Here is a 15,632-nt window from a genome sequence, read left to right on the forward strand (position 1 = left end):
CGATTTGCGGCGGATTGATAAATAAAATCGATCAATTAATCGACAAGACGGCCGGAATCCCGAGGATTCCGGCCGCCGCGATCAGTACAGTTCGATCACCAGTTTTTCCGAGCGGGCGCGCGACACGCACAGCGCCATCTGGTCGCCGGAAGCCTTGTCGCTGGCCGAAAGACACTGGTCGCGATGCTCCGGCGTGCCTTCCAGAACCCCGGAGACGCACGAGCCGCAGATGCCTTCCTCGCACGATTTGAACACCTCGATCCCGTTGTCGGTCAGCACCGACAGGATCGACCGGTCCGCCGGGATCTCGAACACCTCGCCGGTGTCGAGTTCGACGGTGAACGGCTGATCGCCGCTCGTGTCGACCTCGGCCGCGGTGAAATGCTCGACGTGCACCTGCGATTCGCCGACCACCGGCGCGAACACGCCGGTGACCTGCTCCATGAAACCTTCCGGGCCGCAGGTGTAGACGTGCCCGGCGGAACCGAGCCCGGCCGCCACTTCCTTCAATACAGCGGGCTGTTCGCCGCGTGGTACGCCGAAATACAGCAGCACTCGATCCCGGAATTCAGCCTGTTCTTCAAGCAGGGAAACAAAAGCAGCCGATTCCCGGTCGCGGGCGAAGTAGTGCAGTTCGAATTCGGCACCGTCGGCGTGCAGCTGATAAGCCAGGCTCAGCAACGGAGTGATGCCGATGCCGCCCGCGATCAGCACGTGCCGGTCCGCGTCCGGAGCCAGCGAGAGCAGGTTCCGGGACTCGCCGACCTCGAGCTTGTCGTTCTCCGCGACGGCGTGCAGCGCCTCGGAACCACCGCGCGAATCCGGCTCCCGTTTCACCGCGATCAGCAGCGACGACGTGTCGTCCGGCCGCCCGCAGAGCGAATACTGGCGCAGGATCCCGGTCGGGCCGGTGACGTCGACGTGCGCACCGGCTGGGTGCGGGTCGAACGGCAGGCCGTCGGCGCGCACGAGGCGAAGCGCCCGGATCCCGGGCGCTTCCTCGACGACCTCGGCCACGCGGACCACGGTGTTCGGCATCGGCTCTCCGTTTCAGGGCAAGGGAGTTCAGCGCAGGTAAAGGCCGCCGTTGGCGTCCCAGCAGGCCCCGGTGACCGAGGCCGCGCCGGGCGAGGCGAGCAGCGACACCATCCGCGCGATGAACGCCGGGTCGCCGAGCCGTCCGACGGGGATGTTCTTCGTGAAGGCCTCGAGGTTGTCCTCGCCGACGATCGAATGCACCATCGGGCTGTCCAGCGGCCCGGGGGACACCGAGTTCACCGTGACCCCGCGCGCGGCGAGTTCGCGCGCGAACACCTTCGTCGCGGACATGATCGCGCCCTTGGACGACGCGTAATGCCCGCCGGTCGCCGTGCCGCCGTTCTGGCCGGCCAGCGACGCCATGTTCACGATCCGCCCGTAGCCCTTTTCAGCGAAGTACGCGCCGAAGATCTGGCAGGCGGTGAACGTGCCGGTGAAGTTGACCGCGAGAACCGCGTCGAGGTCTTCCGGCGTGATCTCCATCAGCGGGGCCGCCTGCGTGCGGGCCGCGTTGTTGACCAGCACCTGGACGCTGCCGAAATCGCGGACGACGTCGTCCTTCAGCTGCGCGAGCGCCGCTCGATCCCGCACGTCGACCGCGTAGCCGCGGCAGTTGCCAAGGGACGCGGCCAGTTTCTCGGCCGCTTCGCCGTTGACGTCCGCGATCGCGACGCGGTAACCCTCGGCGTGCAACTGCCGCACGATCGCTTCCCCGAGACCACTCGCGCCGCCGGTGACAACGGCGACGTGCGGCTCCGTCGGCGCGCTCACAGCAGGAATCCCGCGGCCGGAACGGCTTCGTCGCTGTTGACCAACCGGACGACCTTCAACGCGATCCGGTCACCTTCCGGGCCTTCCGGCGACAACTGGATGCGGTGCACCAGATCCGCTGCCCACAGATCGTGATTGCCTCGCTTGTAGGCGACCAGAATCTGCGCCGAACGCAGCACGACTTCGTCGTCTGAAACGGATTCCGGCACGAATCGCGACACCGTGCGCACGGTGCGGGCGGAATCGACAGCCGCGAGTGCGTAGCCCTCGGTCATCCGCGCGATGCGCATCTGCCGCATCCGCGCGTCGTCGTAGACCATGTTCAGCGAGCCGGCGAAATCGTCGGTTTCCCGGTCGATCGGGATGACGTAAATGCCGTCCTCGGTGAACAGCTTTTCCCAAACGTGGTATTCCGTGCGGTCCAGCAGCTCCGCCTCGCGGTTGACGAGGTCGACGGCGCGCGCGACCCGCAGGTCAGTGACGGGGATGGTCTCAGTCATCGCCCATCATCTCCTTCCACTGGGCGTACGCGGCGCGCATGCCGGTTTCGTCGGTGACGTGCGAGGTCGGCCAGCCCTCGGGGCTCGCCTTTTCCCGCGCGAGCCCGCGGTTGACCAGGATCGGCAGGTCCGGGCCGCCGTGCGCACCGCGCTGCACGCGGTCCCAGCCCTCGGCGTCGTCGGGCGTGCCGAACCCGAACGGGCCCTGGAAGTGCTCGTGGATGCGCAGCCGTTCGCGGTTCACGATGTCCAGCTCCGGCGGTCCGTCCGGCCCGATCGCGACGTGCTCGATCAGCGTCTCGTTGACCGAAATCGGCCGCAGCACGCGGAAAAACGCCGCGGACATCGAGACGTTCGGGAACAGGTTGAGGTTGAACCCGGTGCCGTGCATGGCCCGGACCACCTTGCGCACCTGCGCCTCGTCCAGCGTCTTCGACAGCTCGGCTACCACGTGGTCGAAGCGGCCCTGCAGCGGTTCGGAGCCGTCGTCGACGTCCAGGTCGGAGTGTTCCGGCACCATCTGCATGACGCTGTGGCCGTTGCCGAGCGAATGCGTGATCGCCGACGGATCGGTCATGAACGACATCATGTCAGCGGTTTCCGCGTCCACCGAAGCCATCCACGAGCGGTGCACGATCGGGAAGTGATAGCCGTCGGTGGTGTTCTCCAGCTGGATTTTCCAGTTGCCGCGGAATGTGAACTGGTGTTTGCCCAGCACCTTGATCGGGTAACCGCCGCCCTGCTTCATGAAGCGGTCGATCCACAGTTTCGCGTCGCCGAGGAAGTCCTCAAGGGACTCGCCTTCTTCGGCGAAGGTCGCGAAAACCATGCCACCGTACGACTCGGTGCGCAGCTTCTTCAGCGACAGCTCGCCCTTTTCCAGCACGCCTTCGTAGCCGTCGGGGTAAGGGATGCCGCGCAGCTTGCCGTCGAGGCCGTAGCTCCAGGCGTGGTACGGACAGGTGAAGCCGTTGGCCTTGCCGCTCGGCTTCTCGCACAGGCTCGCGCCGCGGTGGCGACAGCGGTTGAGCATCGTGTGCAGCGTGCCCTTGCGGTCGCGGGTCACGATCACTGGCTGGCGGCCGACGTAAGTGGATTTGAAGTTGCCCGGCTGCGCCAATTCGCTTTCGTGCGCGACCCAAACCCACGAGCGCTCGAAGATCTGCGTCATCTCGCGTTCGAAGATTTCCGGGTCCGTGTAAAGCCGCGCGGCTACCCGGTCGCTTTCGGCGAAATCGGCGGGAACAACGGTGTTCTCAGTCATGAGGTCTCCGGTTCAGTCGGGCAGGTCGACGTCTTCGCGGACGGTCAGCGGACGCCCGATGCGGGCTTCGATCTTGGCGAAGCGCCACAGCTTGACGCCATTGCTGCCGACCTCGGTCGTGCGCAGCAGGTTGCAGCCGGCCTTGACGGTTTCCTGGCTGTCGGCGTCGGCGAGGATGTAGCAGGTCCACGGCCAGCCGTCGGACGGGCCGACCATGTGCGCGTCATCGTCGATGTCGCCGATGAAAGTGATGCCCGGCAACGCTTTCAGCTGGTCCATCATGGACACGAACGACTGCCAGACGTCGCCGATGGTGATGCCGTCGGCGGGCAGGTCGAAGAAGTTCTGGTTGATGCCGATGCAGAAAAGCACCCGCAGGGGCTGCGTGCTCACAGTCGGAGACTCCTCGTCGTGGTGGTGGCTGGTCAGCGGAAGCCGGGGCTGGTCGGCGGCTGTCCCATGAGAACCGCGCCGGCGGCGTCGTGGATGGCCGGGCCCAGGAACGCATGCTGCTTGGGTACCAGTGCGTCGCCCTGAAGTCCACGCAGCGGGTGCGTCGAGTAGATCGGCGCGGTGCCGGAAATCTCGACGAGCTTCGAGACGACCTCGGACGACGTCTTCGCCAGGTGCGCGGACGAAAGCCGCAGCTGGGCGTTCTGCTCGTCGCTGGCCTCGTCGCCGGAGACGACGGTGTCCCAGACCTCGTGGCTGACCTCGTAGAACCAGGCGCGGGCGGACCGCAGCGCGGCCTCGGCGTCGGCGTACCCGGTGCGGTAGTAGCCGCGGTCGGCGAGCTTCGGCGCACCGGTGACGCCGGTGTAGCCAGCGCCGACCTCACGGGCGTGGTCGAGCGCGGCACGTGCGACGCCCGCGCCGACGATGGCGAGAACCTGTGCGGCGTAAGCGATTGTGGGGTAGCGGTAGAGCGGTTCGTCCACCATGGGCGCGCCGCCGCGGATGAACGTCCACTCGCGCGGGACCTCGACGTCACGTACGACGAGGTCGAACGAACCGGTGCCGCGCATGCCGACGACGTCCCATTCCCGCACGATCTCGACCTGCTCGGGCCGCAGCAGCGCGGTGCGCGGTTTCCCGCCGGTCGATTCGTCGCCGGGGATGCCGACGCCGAGGATGTCCGCGCCCATGCAGCCGCTGGCGAACTTCCAGCGACCGTCCACGCGGAAGCCGGTTTCGGTCGCCGGGGCGGGCTGGACCGGGAAGAGGCCGCCGGCGAACGCGACGTCCGGGCCGTTCTTGTACAGCTCGGCCTGCGTTTCCAGCGGGAGCGCGGCGAGGTAGATCAGCGACGAGCCGAAGCTGGCGACCCAGCCGGTCGAACCGTCCACTGTGGAAATCCGCTCGATCAGGCGGAGGAACTCGGCGGGCGGGAGCGGGTTGCCGCCGAACTTCGCGGGCGTGCTGGCCCGGTAGATGCCGAGCTGCTTGAGCCGGTCGATGAAGTCCCGCGGTACGTAGCGCTGCTGCTGGAACTCGTCCTTGCGCTTGGCGAGCTCGGCGAGCACCTCCTCCATGGTGACTTCGCTCATCGCTGCTCCTCAGAATGCCGGTGCGGTCGTTCCGACGGTACGAACCACGGCGGCGCGCGGGAATTGGTAGTGCCTGAGCGGGCGTAGGGGATTTCTTCAGTGCGAGCCGCCAGCCAGGGGCTTTACGCTGAGCCGATGGAGGCAGACCCGCGCGCGCCAGAGCTGACGACGCACGATTTCGTCGCGATGCTCAACGCCAGCCGCACGTGCGTGCTCGTGCACGACGGCGCGACGAAGAACATCCTGTGGGCCAACCCGGCCGCGTGCGAGATGCTCGAATGGAGCGTCACGGAGCTGCGGCCGTTGAAGGCGAACCACATGAGCAGCTCCGCGCAGCAGTACGACCGGGTGATCGGGCGGGCGTGGCTGCAGGAGGCCGTCGACAAGGGCGTCAGCCGGATCGAATGGCACTACCGCACGAAATCCGGCCGGGTGATTCCGACGGATGCGGTGGCGACTCGAGTTGAACTGGCGCAGGGCCCGGCGGTGATGGTGCAGTTCCGCGACATCGAACGCGAGCAGGAAATCGAGCGTGAGCTGCGGTTGACCACGTCCTGGGTGGACGCGCTGGCCCGGCAGACGTCGGCGGTCGCGTTGATGCTCGACGGCTCGGGCGAGCTGCGGTTCGCGACGGACTCCGCGGTCGAGCTGTTCGGGGCGACGCCAGACGAGCCGCTCGGCCGCCTGACCGACTACGCGGGCCTGCGCCTCGACGACCGTCCGGCCACATGGGACGAGGTCCGCGAACGCGCGGTGCCAGCCACACAGGTACGGCTGGAGATCCAGGGCCGGGTGTGGCTGGAAGGGAGCGTCGAACGGCTTCGCGAGCCTGGTGGAGACGCCTTTCTGATGCTGCTTTACGACGTGTCCGAACGCGTGCGCGGCGAGGTCCGACGCGAGCGGGAATTGCACCGGGAGAACTACCTGGCGCGCTACACGGCGATGGGCGACATGGCGATGGCGATCGCGCACGAACTGAGCCAGCCGCTCGCCGCCGCGGGCAACTTCCTGGCCGGGGTCCGGTCGCGGACGCTCGATGCCGCTCCCGTCGTGTACGGCATCGACAGTGCCGTCCGGCAGATCGAGCGGGCGAGCCAGATCGTGTCGTCCGTGCGGGCGTTCGTCGGGCATTTGGAGCACGTGGAGCAGGTGGCCGACCTCAACGAGATCGTCGAGGAATGCCTGTATTTCGTGCGATTGCGGGCTGAACCGGCTGCGATCGAGGTGACCTTCGACCGGTCCGCCGAAGCGGTGCCCGTGCACTGTGAACGCGTGCTGACCGGCCAGGTCGTGCTGAACCTGTGCTTCAACGCGATCGAGGAAATGGCCCAGTGCCCGCAGCAGCGGCGCAGCCTGGTGCTCACCACGCGCCGCGACGGCGACACCGGCGTGGTCACCGTGGACGATCGCGGCCGCGGCTTCCCGCGCAACCCGTTCGACGAGTCGTTCACCGCGAAGGAGCGCGGCAGCGGCATCGGACTGGCGCTGAGCCACCGCATCATCACCCGCCAGCACGGGACGATCTGGGCCGAACACCGCGCCGGCGGCGGTTCGCGCTTCGGCTTCGCACTGCCCGCGACCGGCCCGGGTTAGGAATTCTTCAGCTGTGCCGGGGAAGTTCTCGATATCCCGCGACCGGTGCGGCTTTGTACGGTCGAGGCAGTCCCGGCCCCAGTCCTAGGAGGCACCGTGTCCGAGCTGACCCGGACCCAGCGCGAATTCCGCACCGCGATGGCCAACCTCTCCGCGGCCGTCAACGTCGTCACCACCGCCGGCCCGCACGGCCTCGCCGGGATGACGGTGAGCGCCGCTTGCTCGGTCACCGACAGCCCGCCGACCGTGCTCGTGTGCGTCAACCGGTCGAGCCGGTCGCACGCGATCCTGGTCGGCAACGGCCAGGTGTGCGTCAACGTCCTCGGCCCCGGCCAGGAGGACCTGGCCATGCACTTCGCCGGCGCGACGAAGGTGCCGACCGCCGAACGGTTCGGAGAGGACTGCTGGGACCTCGACAGCGAGGACGCCCCGGTCCTGCGCGGTGCCGCGGCCTCGCTGGTCGGCCGGATCGTCGCCGAGCAGGAGCACGGGTCGCATTCGGTGCTGTTCGTCGAGATCGAGAAAGTGCTGACCGCGCCGGACAGCGGAGCTTTGGTGTACTTCCAGCGCCGCTTCCACCGGCTTGCCGCGCTCAGCGCCTGATCGAGGAGAACCCGTGGACCGGATGACCCTGACCTGCTACAACGACACGCACGGCTACGGCTGGCGGCACGTCGACCTCTTCGTGCACGACGAGCACGGCCGCGAATTGGACTGGGTGCACTGGCAGGTCCCGGCCGACGGCCCGGACGCCGCCGACGAGGCCACCGCCCGCGTCGAACCGCTGCTGCGCCGGACGTCCGACTGGCGGCATTCGGTCAGCGCGAGCGGCATGGATTACTGGACCGCCGACGCCGCCTGGACCCAGCCGTGACCGCCCCGTGGTCGCTGCGCGCCTTGGTCGCCGATCTGACCGCTGGCCGGACGACGCCGGAAGCGGCTGTCGCTGAGGCCCGTGCACGGATTGCTGCAGCTTCTTTTGACGCCTGGGTCTCGTCGGCTTTTGTGCCTGTGTCTGTGGGTCCGCTGGGCGGAGTTCCGTTGGGCGTCAAGGACATCATCGACTTGGCCGGACTCCCGACCCGCTGCGGCTCCGTCCTGCGCGAGGATTCCCCACCGGCCACTGTGGACGCTGCGATCGTCCGGGAATGGCGTCGTGCCGGTGCAGTGCCGATCGGCAAAACAGTTACCACGGAATTCGCGTTCTTCGCTCCCGGCCCCACGGATAATCCCGCCGCGCCCGGCCACACACCCGGCGGTTCCTCCAGCGGTTCCGCCGCCGCCGTTGTCGCTGGCCACGTCCCGTTGGCCCTCGGTTCCCAAACCGCTGGCTCAGTCACGCGCCCAGCCGCGTTCTGCGGAGTTGCCTCGCTGGTCATGAGCCGGGGCCGGTTCCCGGTCGACGGTGTCACCGGCCTGAGCCCGAGCCTGGACAGCCACGGCATGTTCACCGCGACGGTCTCCGACCTGTCCTTGGCCTGGTCAGCGTTGTCGGGGGAACCGGAGGCTGCGGTTTCTTCTCCTCCGCGATTGCTGGTTTGGTCGTCCGAGGACGCGACTCCGGCGATGCGGACTGCGCTTGGTTCCGCGGTCGCTGGGCTGCGCTCCGCCGGTGCCGTGGTCGACGAATTCCCAGACCCGGCTCTGGTTCCTGCGTTGACCGCCGCGCACCCCGTGGTGATGGCTTACGAGGCGGCACGGGAACGTCCCGTCGAGCTTGCTTCCGCGGACCGGCTCAGCGCCCCGCTGGCGCAACTGCTGCGTACCGGCGCGGAGATGCCGCTCGCGGAATACGAAGCCGCGCTGGACGTCGTCGCTTCCGGTGCTTCGCGGCTCGCCGAGATCGTGGCCGGTTATGACGCCATCCTCGCCCCTGCCGCACTCGGTTCGGCCCCTGCCGGGCTGGCCGCGACCGGCGATCCCGTGCTCAGCCGCCCTTGGCAGGCGCTGGGCCTGCCGGTCATCGCCGTACCGGGTCTGCGCGACGAGGCCGGATTGCCGCTGGGATTGCAGCTAGTCGGCCGTTCTTCGGAGGAGACAGCTTTGCTCGCCACCGGCCGCTGGACGGAGACCGCGCTTAAACGGTGACGCGATGGGTGAGGATGTCGCGGACCAGCGTCCCGAGGCTGTCCGCCGACGTCTTCGCTTTGATCCGCGCCCGATGCACGTCGACAGTCTTGACGCTGGTGCCCAGCCGGTGCGCGATCGCCTGGCTGGGCATCCCGTCGACCACCAGTCGCAACACCTCGCGCTCGCGCTGAGTCAACGTGTCGAGCCGAGCCCGGACCGCCTGCCGCTCCGCGTGCTCCGCGAACCGGCGGCGGGCCTCGATGAGCTGGGTCTGGACCACCTCGACCATGCGCTGGGCCTGGTAAGGCTTCTCCAGGAAATCGACCGCCCCCGCGGTGAGCGCACGGACCGACATCGGAATGTCGCCGTGCGCGGAACAGAAGATCAGCGGAGCCGGGCAGTCGATTTCCGCGAGCTTTTCCTGCAGCTGAAAACCGCTGATCGCGGGCATGCGCACGTCGACGATCACGACCGCCGGTTCGGCCGGATCGAACTCGTCGAGGAAGGTCTGGGCATCCGGATAGGTCAACGCCTGCACGCCGACGCTCTCCAGCAGGAAAACCAGGGACTGCCGGAGGTCTTCGTCGTCGTCCACCACGTGCACGACCGGGTCGTCGCTCATGGCTTCATCAGCACTGAGGCCGAGGGATAGTCGCTGGCCCAGCCTTCCGGCAGGGGCGCGATGAAGACGTTTTCGGTGCGGGTGCGGGTGATTCGCCAGGTGTCGCCCACACGCCGGAACGCATTGTTCAACCGGCTGGACCGCAGGAGCGCCTTCCCGTCGGAAAACAGCCACGGCTGCATGTGGATCCATTGCCCGGTGGCCTCGTCGCCATTCACGTGAATCTGCTCAGAGGTGAGATAATGCGCGTTCAGCAGAAGCTCGGGGTCTTTCTTCTCGCCCCAGAACCGCTGAAAATGCGCCCGGATCGCGTCCGCGCCTTCGGCTCGCCCGAACTGCCCGTCGTAGTACTCGCCGACGCCCTCCCAGACGGCATCGTCGGTGTAGAGCGCCATGATGAGGTCGATCCGCTCGTCGTCGCTGGTGACGCCGAACTCCGGGCAGGGCGTGTCGCAAAGGAACATGTAGCGGGCCTGCACCCGGCGAATCTCCGCCTCGGCCTCCAGCGTCCCGACCCGCCGCACCAGCCCCGCGACAGTCTCCTCCAGCGCGGCGATCCGCCGGTCCGTGGCCGGGTCGGCGGGTGCGGGGTGGTCGAGAGACATCGTTTTCCTCACCAGAAGTCGTGACGGATGGCGCTTCAGTGCCGGGGGTTGGCCTTTCGGTGCGGTTTTCGGCTAGGTGACAGGGTAACCGGACCGGACCGCTCCGGGCGTTGGCAGCTTGTGACCAGCCTCTGCCCCGTTCGGAAGGGTTGTCAATCGGATCGGTGAGTTATGCGGGGCGTGTTTCAAACCGGGGGTGGCGGTTATCAATGGGCTGGGGGTGGTTGGTGGCCCAGAGGTGGCTGGGGGCGGCTCTTTGGGGAGACGCTTCTGGTCCCGCCGCTGCGGGTACCCGTCTGGGGGCGGGGTGTTTGGGGTGATGCTTCTGGTCCGGCCGCTGCGGGCACCCGCCTGGGGGCGCGGTGTTTGCTGGATAACCCTGGCGCAGGCCCGCCCGTGCGGGGTGGTTGTGGCGAAGATGCGGGGCGAATCGGCCTGGCCGGGCAAGAGCATTGCCGTGGCGTGTGGTGCCGTGTTCACGCTGGGCTCGGAACGTCGTGGCCGCGTCGTGGCCGTTCGTTGCGGTCGGGATCGTTGGCGGTGGAAGCGGCTGCGCATGGATCCCGAACGCTGCGTTTGGCTGCGGGGCGCTGGTCGGCCACCCGCCCGCCAGCGCTGTGCCGCACGCGGATTATGCGGCACTCGGCCGGTCCGCGATAACGTTGCGGCATGTGCGTTTCCACTGGTGCCGGACGTCGGCGATGAGTGCGGCTCAGCGGGCCGACGCCCGGGAGAACCGGGAGCGGATCGTCGAGATCGCTCGCGAGGCGATCGCCGGTTCGGGGGAGTTGCGGCTGAACGCGGTGGCCAAGTCGGCTGGCGTCGGGCAGGGGACGCTCTATCGGCACTTTCCCACGCGTGAGGACCTGCTTGCCGAGGTGTATCGGCAAGAGGTGGAGGACCTGGTCGCGCTGGCCCCGGAACTGCTGTCCGCGCACGGGCCGGTCGAGGCGTTGTCTCGCTGGTTCGACCGGATCGCCGAGTATGCGCGAGTCAAGCGGGGTGTCTTCGCGGCGTTGGAAACCGCGGTGTGGAAAGGCTTGTCGGAAGAAAGCCACGGTCCGCTCGGGGACGCCATTACTCTCCTGCTCGATGCCGGAAAGGCCGAAGGAACCATCCGTCCCGACATCGACGCTCGCGACTTTTTCATCTTGTCGGGCTACCTGACTCGCCTGGACGAGGACGAGTGGGATTCCCGTGCTCGGCATCTCCTGGACGTGCTGTTGCAGGGAGTTCTTTCCCGCTGACCGGTCGGCGGAGAGATGCGAGGCAGAACCGGAGGATCGGCGTGGATGAGATCTGCTTGCCGGACAACGGATTCACGCGCGACCGGAAATGATCACGCCATCGCTATTGAGGCGCGATGCGCAACCCCTGCGCCGCAATGCACTGCGCAGTCGGGTGCCGCGGTGCGCGGCGCAGTTGTGTGAGGCAGCGAGTGCGGAGCGGCAAGAGTCGCTTAGCAGCTACCGAAATTCAGTGCCCGATCCGGCCGACGGCCGCGGGCCGGGATGTGGTGTCCATATTGGACGGGCCGCTCGCGGGTGCGGCCGGCCCGGTCCCCCAGAGTTCCCCAGTGGTGGTGCTGTTGGTGGTGCGGTTCAGGAGGCGACGGCCAGGCGGACCCGGCGGTCGCGGGCGTACGAGACCAGTTCCCGGACCTCGTCGGTGGTGATGATGCGGACTGCGTCTTCCAGGATCTCGGCCGTGGCGACCTGCAGCGGCCAGGAACGCAAGCCGGGAGCGGGTTCGTGCCAGAACCACTGGCCTTGGGAGAGATCTTCGGCGGCGACGGTGGGTGCCTCGGTGTTCATGCCTGCAGCCTAACTTGCACCACCGACAGAAAATCGCTCTACCGGACATCCCGGGACAACCTCGTAGGAAGCGCAAGAAGTGAATGCCGGTTCGGCGATGGTTCGTGCTGGTCGGGAGGATGCGAGCGAGCTGGTGGGTGGTGTGGGTCACGTGGTCTTCGCCCGTCGGCGGCGGAATTCGGAGGCGGGGCGCGAAAGCAAGGGCCAGGTTAACCGGTCTCTCGCCCGGGCGGGTTCAAGTGGATTTTGCACGGCCGGGCGGCCTGCCCTAGGCTTCGCCGGTCACCGCGCACACACCGGGGGTTTCCGGGACGAGAGGAACGGTGCGAATGGCTTTGCGCGACCCCGACGCGTACCGCGACATCGACCTGCCGGCGATTCTTCGCATGGAGCGCCGGCTTCCCTGGTACGGCTGGCCGCACCTGCCGTTGGGGCTGCTGGTCTGCGTGGCCGCGATCCTCGCCGCCTACCGGGTTCCGGTTTCGTATCACCTGACTACCGCGCTGGTCGCGGGCGGCGGGGTCGTCGGCGGTTTTTCCGGTTACGGCTGCGGGCTGGTCATGGTCAGCACGCCGGGTCTGGTCCAGACCGGGTACCTGAACTGGCGGCGCACCCGAGTGTTGCGGGCGCTGCTGATCGCTCTCGGCGGGCTGTCCGCGGTGTCGATGGCGGTCGTTGTCGCATGCCATATTTCGTTGCTGGCCGGTTCTTCCGACCAGCATCCGTTCCGGCTTTCGGTGCAGGCCGGGTTGTATTTGCTGCTGGTGGTCGCCAACACCGTGCTTGCCGGGCTTGAAGCGTGGCAGTTGTCGAAGATCCTGCGCGCGCCCGTCGCCGAGGCTGCCGCGGAGCCGGCGGAGCCGGCGGGGCCGGTGCGGGTCCGGCTCGGCTGACTGTCTACATCGGACTGGCTCAGCGCCTGCGCAGCAGTACTTCTTGGGTCACTGAGGCAACCAGCCGCCCGTCGGTGGTGAAGAATTCGCCGTGGGTCAGGCCTCGGGTGTTCGCGTAGCTGGGGCTTTCCATGTCGAACAGCAGCCATTCGTCCGCGCGGAACGGACGGTGGAACCACACGGCGTGGTCCAGCGAAGTCAGCTGCGGTTCGCCCGGGTCGTCTCGGTGGGGCAGCAGGGCGGTGCCAGCGAGGCGGATGTCGGAGATGTAGGTGAGCGCGCAGACGTGCGCCAGCGGAGCGTCCGGAAGCGCGTCTTTCGCTCGGACCCAGATCTGCTGACGCGGGCCGCGGCCGGTGTCGGGCAGGCCGGTTTCCGGGTTGCTGACGAAGCGGACTTCGATGGCGGACAGGACGATCGGCGAACGGTCCTGCTCGACGACGCCCGCCTCGTCCGGGGCCGGGACGTCCGGCATCCGCGCCTGGTGCGCGCTGCTTTCCGCCTCGGTCTGGAACGACGCCGACAGACTGAAGATGCTCTCGCCGTTCTGGATCGCGACGACCCGGCGCGTGGTGAACGAACCGCCGTCGCGGGTGCGTTCGACCTCGTAGATGATCGGCATGTCGGTGCGCCCGCCACGGATGAAATAGCCGTGCAGCGAGTGCACATGCCGCGCAGTGGGCACGGTCGCGCCGGCCGCGGTGAGCGCCTGCGCCGCGACCTGACCGCCGAACGCCCGCTGCGGCGAACCCTGGTGGCACCAGCCGCGGAACAAGTTCAGCTCGAGGGGTTCGAGCTTCAGCAGCTGGTCTAGCCCGGTCCGGGCGGGATCGATCGTCGTCACCCGGCCAGTCTAAGCGCTTGCTCAGCTGCTCCGCGGGGTGAGCAGCGCCGCCACCGCAGCTGGATCCTCGACGTGCGCGTTGTGCCCGAGCCCGGACAGGACCACTGCCTCGGGAACGAGGGCGCGGAGCTGCTCAGGGCGGCAGATCGGATCGTTTTCGCCGGTGGCGAGCACCACAGGGCAGCGTGCGGCAGCCAGCAGGCTCGGCATCTCCGGGCGGCCGACTCCGAAGGCGGGAGGGTCCAGGACCAGCCGCCAGCCGTCCGCGGTTTCGGTGACGCCGTCCGGGTCTGCCGGAGCCAGGCCGGTCAGCCCGGCGACCTTCAGATAGGCGGTTTCGGCCTCCTCTCGGGTTTCGAACAGCCGGGGCGGGCGGGCTGCCATCGCGGCGGCGCGGGCCAGGTCGTCTTCGCTCCACTCGACCTTGATGCCTACCGCCTGCACGCTGCTGACCTCGACGCCGTAGCGGCCGCTCGCCAGTTCCAGCGCGACGACACCGCCGAGCGAATGACCGACGACGGCGACCGGGCCGGGCTCGTCGAGAGCATCGGCGACTGCTGCCGCGAGCGACTTGAACGTGTACTCGGGCAGCTGCGGCGAGCCGCCGTGTCCGGGCAGGTCCGGCGCGAGCAGCCGCCGGTCGAGGTGACCGGTCAAGCCGTCCCAGACCGCGCCGGTGGCGCCGAGTCCGTGCAGGAGCAGGACCGGCGGTTCGCCTTGTCCGGTGACGCGCAGCTTCAGCTTTTCCACCGGACGGATCTTTCCGCAGGCGGCGGTCTCGGGGCTAGGGTCGGAACGTGTCGAGTGCTGTCATCGCCGACCCGGACACCTACGTCACGGGCGTGCCTTACGACCTGCTTGCCCGGCTGCGCCGCGAAACGCCGGTGACGCGGATCGGCGACTTCTGGGCGGTGCTGCGCCACTCCGACGTGCGGCACGTGCTCCGCACCCCGGCGGTGTTTTCGTCGCAGCTCGGCGGCACCCAGATCCGTGATCCGGCCACTGCCGAGGACCTGCGGTACGTGCGCCGGATGATGCTCAACATGGACCCGCCCGAGCACGGCAGGCTGCGCGGGCTGCTCACGAAAGCGTTCACTCCGCGCGCGGTCGGCCGGATCACGGAGCGGATCGAAGGCTGGGCACATGATCTCGTCGCGGCGGTGGCCGATCGCGGCGAATGCGATTTCGCCAAGGACATCGCCGCCGATCTGCCGTTGCTCACGCTCGCCGAGGTGTTCGGCGTTCCCGAGCAGGACCGCCGGCTGATGTTCGACTGGAGCAACCGCGTGATCGGCTTCCAGGACGCCGAATACGCGGTGAGCGCGACCGTCAAAGCCGACGACGTCACCGACCTCGCCCGTGCCGCGCTGGCCGTGCGCCCGGAACCCGGACCGGACGGCCGGATGCCGGATCCGCGCAGCCGCGCCGGAATGCCGGATCTCTACGCCTACGCGCACGCGCTCGGCGAGCACAAACGCGCGCACCCCGGCGACGACGTGATGAGCAACCTGATGCAGCACGTGGACGACGACGGCGGCCGCGTGTCGATTGAGGAGTTCGAGAACCTTTTCTGGTTGTTTTCCGTAGCTGGCAACGAAACCCTGCGCAACGGCCTGCCCGGCGGGATGGCCGCGTTGCTCGCGCACCCCGAGCAGTACCGCAAGCTGCTCGACGACCGGAGCCTGCTGCCGGGCGCGGTCGAAGAGATGCTGCGCTGGCACACGCCGGTGATGCACTTCCGCCGCACGGCGACGCAGGACACCCGACTGTCCGATGTGGACATCAAGGCCGGGGACAAGGTGGTGGTGTGGTTCTCCTCGGCCAATCGCGACGAGACGGTCTTTCCCGATCCTGATGTCTTCGACGTGACGCGCGCGCCGAGCGAACATCTGACGTTTGGCCACGGCCCGCACTTCTGCCTCGGTTCGCACCTCGCGCGGATGCAGATGCGCGCGTTGTTCGCGGCGGTGTTCGACCAGCTCGGCGAGGTCCGGCTCGCGGGCGAACCCCGCCGGCTGCGGTCGAACTTCCAGAACGGGCTCAAAAGCCTCCCGATCCGCTGGGACTGACC

The 15,632-nt window shown here is 68.1% G+C and carries 18 protein-coding genes; 7 read left to right on the forward strand and 11 right to left on the reverse strand.

Annotated features, from left to right (window positions below):
• Positions 1 to 81: 81 nt before the first annotated feature.
• The 6 genes from AB5I40_RS30360 to AB5I40_RS30385 are packed head-to-tail and all read right to left on the reverse strand — an operon-like array spanning position 82 to position 5,120.
• Positions 82 to 1,038, reverse strand: coding sequence for a 2Fe-2S iron-sulfur cluster-binding protein (locus tag AB5I40_RS30360; RefSeq protein ID WP_370933676.1), 957 nt, complete (start codon positions 1,036 to 1,038; stop codon positions 82 to 84).
• 27 nt (positions 1,039 to 1,065) lie between these two features.
• Positions 1,066 to 1,809 carry an SDR family NAD(P)-dependent oxidoreductase gene (locus AB5I40_RS30365; RefSeq protein ID WP_370933677.1) on the reverse strand — a complete coding sequence of 248 codons (744 nt, stop codon included), beginning with the start codon at positions 1,807 to 1,809 and terminating at the stop codon, positions 1,066 to 1,068.
• Positions 1,806 to 2,309 (reverse strand): aromatic-ring-hydroxylating dioxygenase subunit beta, encoded by a 504-nt coding sequence (locus tag AB5I40_RS30370; protein ID WP_370933678.1) that lies wholly within the window; start codon positions 2,307 to 2,309, stop codon positions 1,806 to 1,808. The genes AB5I40_RS30365 and AB5I40_RS30370 overlap by 4 nt, the downstream gene beginning before the upstream one ends.
• Entirely contained in the window at positions 2,302 to 3,573 is a 1,272-nt protein-coding gene (locus AB5I40_RS30375; protein WP_370933679.1) for a Rieske 2Fe-2S domain-containing protein, read from the reverse strand. Before AB5I40_RS30375 ends, AB5I40_RS30370 begins: the two co-directional genes overlap by 8 nt.
• A 12-nt stretch (positions 3,574 to 3,585) precedes the next feature.
• Positions 3,586 to 3,966 (reverse strand): hypothetical protein, encoded by a 381-nt coding sequence (locus AB5I40_RS30380; protein ID WP_037808097.1) that lies wholly within the window; start codon positions 3,964 to 3,966, stop codon positions 3,586 to 3,588.
• 32 nt (positions 3,967 to 3,998) lie between these two features.
• Positions 3,999 to 5,120 (reverse strand): acyl-CoA dehydrogenase family protein, encoded by a 1,122-nt coding sequence (locus AB5I40_RS30385; protein ID WP_370933680.1) that lies wholly within the window; start codon positions 5,118 to 5,120, stop codon positions 3,999 to 4,001.
• Positions 5,121 to 5,255: 135 nt separating this feature from the next.
• Between AB5I40_RS30385 and AB5I40_RS30390 the strand changes: the two genes are divergently transcribed.
• The 4 genes from AB5I40_RS30390 to AB5I40_RS30405 all read left to right on the forward strand — a co-directional run bounded on the left by AB5I40_RS30390 (position 5,256) and on the right by AB5I40_RS30405 (position 8,801).
• Positions 5,256 to 6,713: an ATP-binding protein gene (locus tag AB5I40_RS30390; protein WP_370933681.1), complete on the forward strand. Its 1,458-nt coding sequence runs from the start codon at positions 5,256 to 5,258 to the stop codon at positions 6,711 to 6,713.
• A 96-nt stretch (positions 6,714 to 6,809) separates the two neighbouring features.
• Positions 6,810 to 7,316 (forward strand): flavin reductase, encoded by a 507-nt coding sequence (locus tag AB5I40_RS30395; protein WP_354739856.1) that lies wholly within the window; start codon positions 6,810 to 6,812, stop codon positions 7,314 to 7,316.
• 22 nt (positions 7,317 to 7,338) lie between these two features.
• Complete coding sequence (locus AB5I40_RS30400) at positions 7,339 to 7,587, forward strand: hypothetical protein (RefSeq protein ID WP_344266668.1); 249 nt, start codon at positions 7,339 to 7,341, stop codon at positions 7,585 to 7,587.
• Positions 7,584 to 8,801 carry an amidase gene (locus AB5I40_RS30405; RefSeq protein ID WP_370933682.1) on the forward strand — a complete coding sequence of 406 codons (1,218 nt, stop codon included), beginning with the start codon at positions 7,584 to 7,586 and terminating at the stop codon, positions 8,799 to 8,801. The genes AB5I40_RS30400 and AB5I40_RS30405 overlap by 4 nt, the downstream gene beginning before the upstream one ends.
• On the opposite strand, the gene AB5I40_RS30410 is transcribed toward AB5I40_RS30405, so the two are convergent.
• Positions 8,791 to 9,405 carry a response regulator transcription factor gene (locus AB5I40_RS30410; protein ID WP_009084166.1) on the reverse strand — a complete coding sequence of 205 codons (615 nt, stop codon included), beginning with the start codon at positions 9,403 to 9,405 and terminating at the stop codon, positions 8,791 to 8,793. The genes AB5I40_RS30405 and AB5I40_RS30410 overlap by 11 nt on opposite strands.
• The gene (locus AB5I40_RS30415; RefSeq protein ID WP_370933683.1) at positions 9,402 to 10,010 is read right to left on the reverse strand and encodes a nuclear transport factor 2 family protein; all 609 of its coding nucleotides are present in this window, start codon (positions 10,008 to 10,010) and stop codon (positions 9,402 to 9,404) included. Before AB5I40_RS30415 ends, AB5I40_RS30410 begins: the two co-directional genes overlap by 4 nt.
• Before the next feature lie 701 nt (positions 10,011 to 10,711).
• Between AB5I40_RS30415 and AB5I40_RS30420 the strand changes: the two genes are divergently transcribed.
• The gene (locus tag AB5I40_RS30420; RefSeq protein ID WP_370940640.1) at positions 10,712 to 11,257 is read left to right on the forward strand and encodes a TetR/AcrR family transcriptional regulator; all 546 of its coding nucleotides are present in this window, start codon (positions 10,712 to 10,714) and stop codon (positions 11,255 to 11,257) included.
• A 354-nt stretch (positions 11,258 to 11,611) separates the two neighbouring features.
• On the opposite strand, the gene AB5I40_RS30425 is transcribed toward AB5I40_RS30420, so the two are convergent.
• The gene (locus AB5I40_RS30425) at positions 11,612 to 11,824 is read right to left on the reverse strand and encodes a hypothetical protein (protein ID WP_344265227.1); all 213 of its coding nucleotides are present in this window, start codon (positions 11,822 to 11,824) and stop codon (positions 11,612 to 11,614) included.
• Positions 11,825 to 12,153: 329 nt separating this feature from the next.
• Here AB5I40_RS30425 and AB5I40_RS30430 point away from each other — a divergent pair, with 329 nt between their 5' ends.
• Positions 12,154 to 12,717, forward strand: a complete 564-nt coding sequence (locus tag AB5I40_RS30430; RefSeq protein ID WP_370933684.1) for a hypothetical protein — start codon at positions 12,154 to 12,156, stop codon at positions 12,715 to 12,717.
• Between the two features lie 19 nt (positions 12,718 to 12,736).
• On the opposite strand, the gene AB5I40_RS30435 is transcribed toward AB5I40_RS30430, so the two are convergent.
• Complete coding sequence (locus AB5I40_RS30435; RefSeq protein WP_354739864.1) at positions 12,737 to 13,561, reverse strand: acyl-CoA thioesterase II; 825 nt, start codon at positions 13,559 to 13,561, stop codon at positions 12,737 to 12,739.
• A 21-nt stretch (positions 13,562 to 13,582) separates the two neighbouring features.
• Positions 13,583 to 14,311, reverse strand: coding sequence for an alpha/beta fold hydrolase (locus tag AB5I40_RS30440; protein ID WP_370933685.1), 729 nt, complete (start codon positions 14,309 to 14,311; stop codon positions 13,583 to 13,585).
• A 47-nt stretch (positions 14,312 to 14,358) separates the two neighbouring features.
• Here AB5I40_RS30440 and AB5I40_RS30445 point away from each other — a divergent pair, with 47 nt between their 5' ends.
• On the forward strand, positions 14,359 to 15,630 hold the full coding sequence (locus tag AB5I40_RS30445) for a cytochrome P450 (RefSeq protein WP_370933686.1): 1,272 nt from the start codon (positions 14,359 to 14,361) through the stop codon (positions 15,628 to 15,630).
• The last annotated feature ends 2 nt before the right edge of the window (positions 15,631 to 15,632 follow it).

It is taken from the genome of Amycolatopsis sp. cg13 (genome assembly GCF_041346965.1).
Classification (GTDB): Bacteria; Actinomycetota; Actinomycetes; order Mycobacteriales; family Pseudonocardiaceae; genus Amycolatopsis.

Excerpts from the sequence above, each read along its gene's own strand:
- AB5I40_RS30360 (WP_370933676.1), bottom strand. The coding sequence starts at position 1,038 with ATGCCGAACACCGTGGTCCGCGTGGCCGAGGTCGTCGAGGAAGCGCCC.
- AB5I40_RS30420 (WP_370940640.1), top strand. The coding sequence starts at position 10,712 with ATGAGTGCGGCTCAGCGGGCCGACGCCCGGGAGAACCGGGAGCGGATC.
- AB5I40_RS30390 (WP_370933681.1), top strand. The coding sequence starts at position 5,256 with ATGGAGGCAGACCCGCGCGCGCCAGAGCTGACGACGCACGATTTCGTC.
- AB5I40_RS30430 (WP_370933684.1), top strand. The coding sequence starts at position 12,154 with ATGGCTTTGCGCGACCCCGACGCGTACCGCGACATCGACCTGCCGGCG.
- AB5I40_RS30425 (WP_344265227.1), bottom strand. The coding sequence starts at position 11,824 with ATGAACACCGAGGCACCCACCGTCGCCGCCGAAGATCTCTCCCAAGGC.
- AB5I40_RS30370 (WP_370933678.1), bottom strand. The coding sequence starts at position 2,309 with ATGACTGAGACCATCCCCGTCACTGACCTGCGGGTCGCGCGCGCCGTC.
- AB5I40_RS30410 (WP_009084166.1), bottom strand. The coding sequence starts at position 9,405 with ATGAGCGACGACCCGGTCGTGCACGTGGTGGACGACGACGAAGACCTC.
- AB5I40_RS30400 (WP_344266668.1), top strand. The coding sequence starts at position 7,339 with ATGACCCTGACCTGCTACAACGACACGCACGGCTACGGCTGGCGGCAC.
- AB5I40_RS30375 (WP_370933679.1), bottom strand. The coding sequence starts at position 3,573 with ATGACTGAGAACACCGTTGTTCCCGCCGATTTCGCCGAAAGCGACCGG.
- AB5I40_RS30385 (WP_370933680.1), bottom strand. The coding sequence starts at position 5,120 with ATGAGCGAAGTCACCATGGAGGAGGTGCTCGCCGAGCTCGCCAAGCGC.
- AB5I40_RS30415 (WP_370933683.1), bottom strand. The coding sequence starts at position 10,010 with ATGTCTCTCGACCACCCCGCACCCGCCGACCCGGCCACGGACCGGCGG.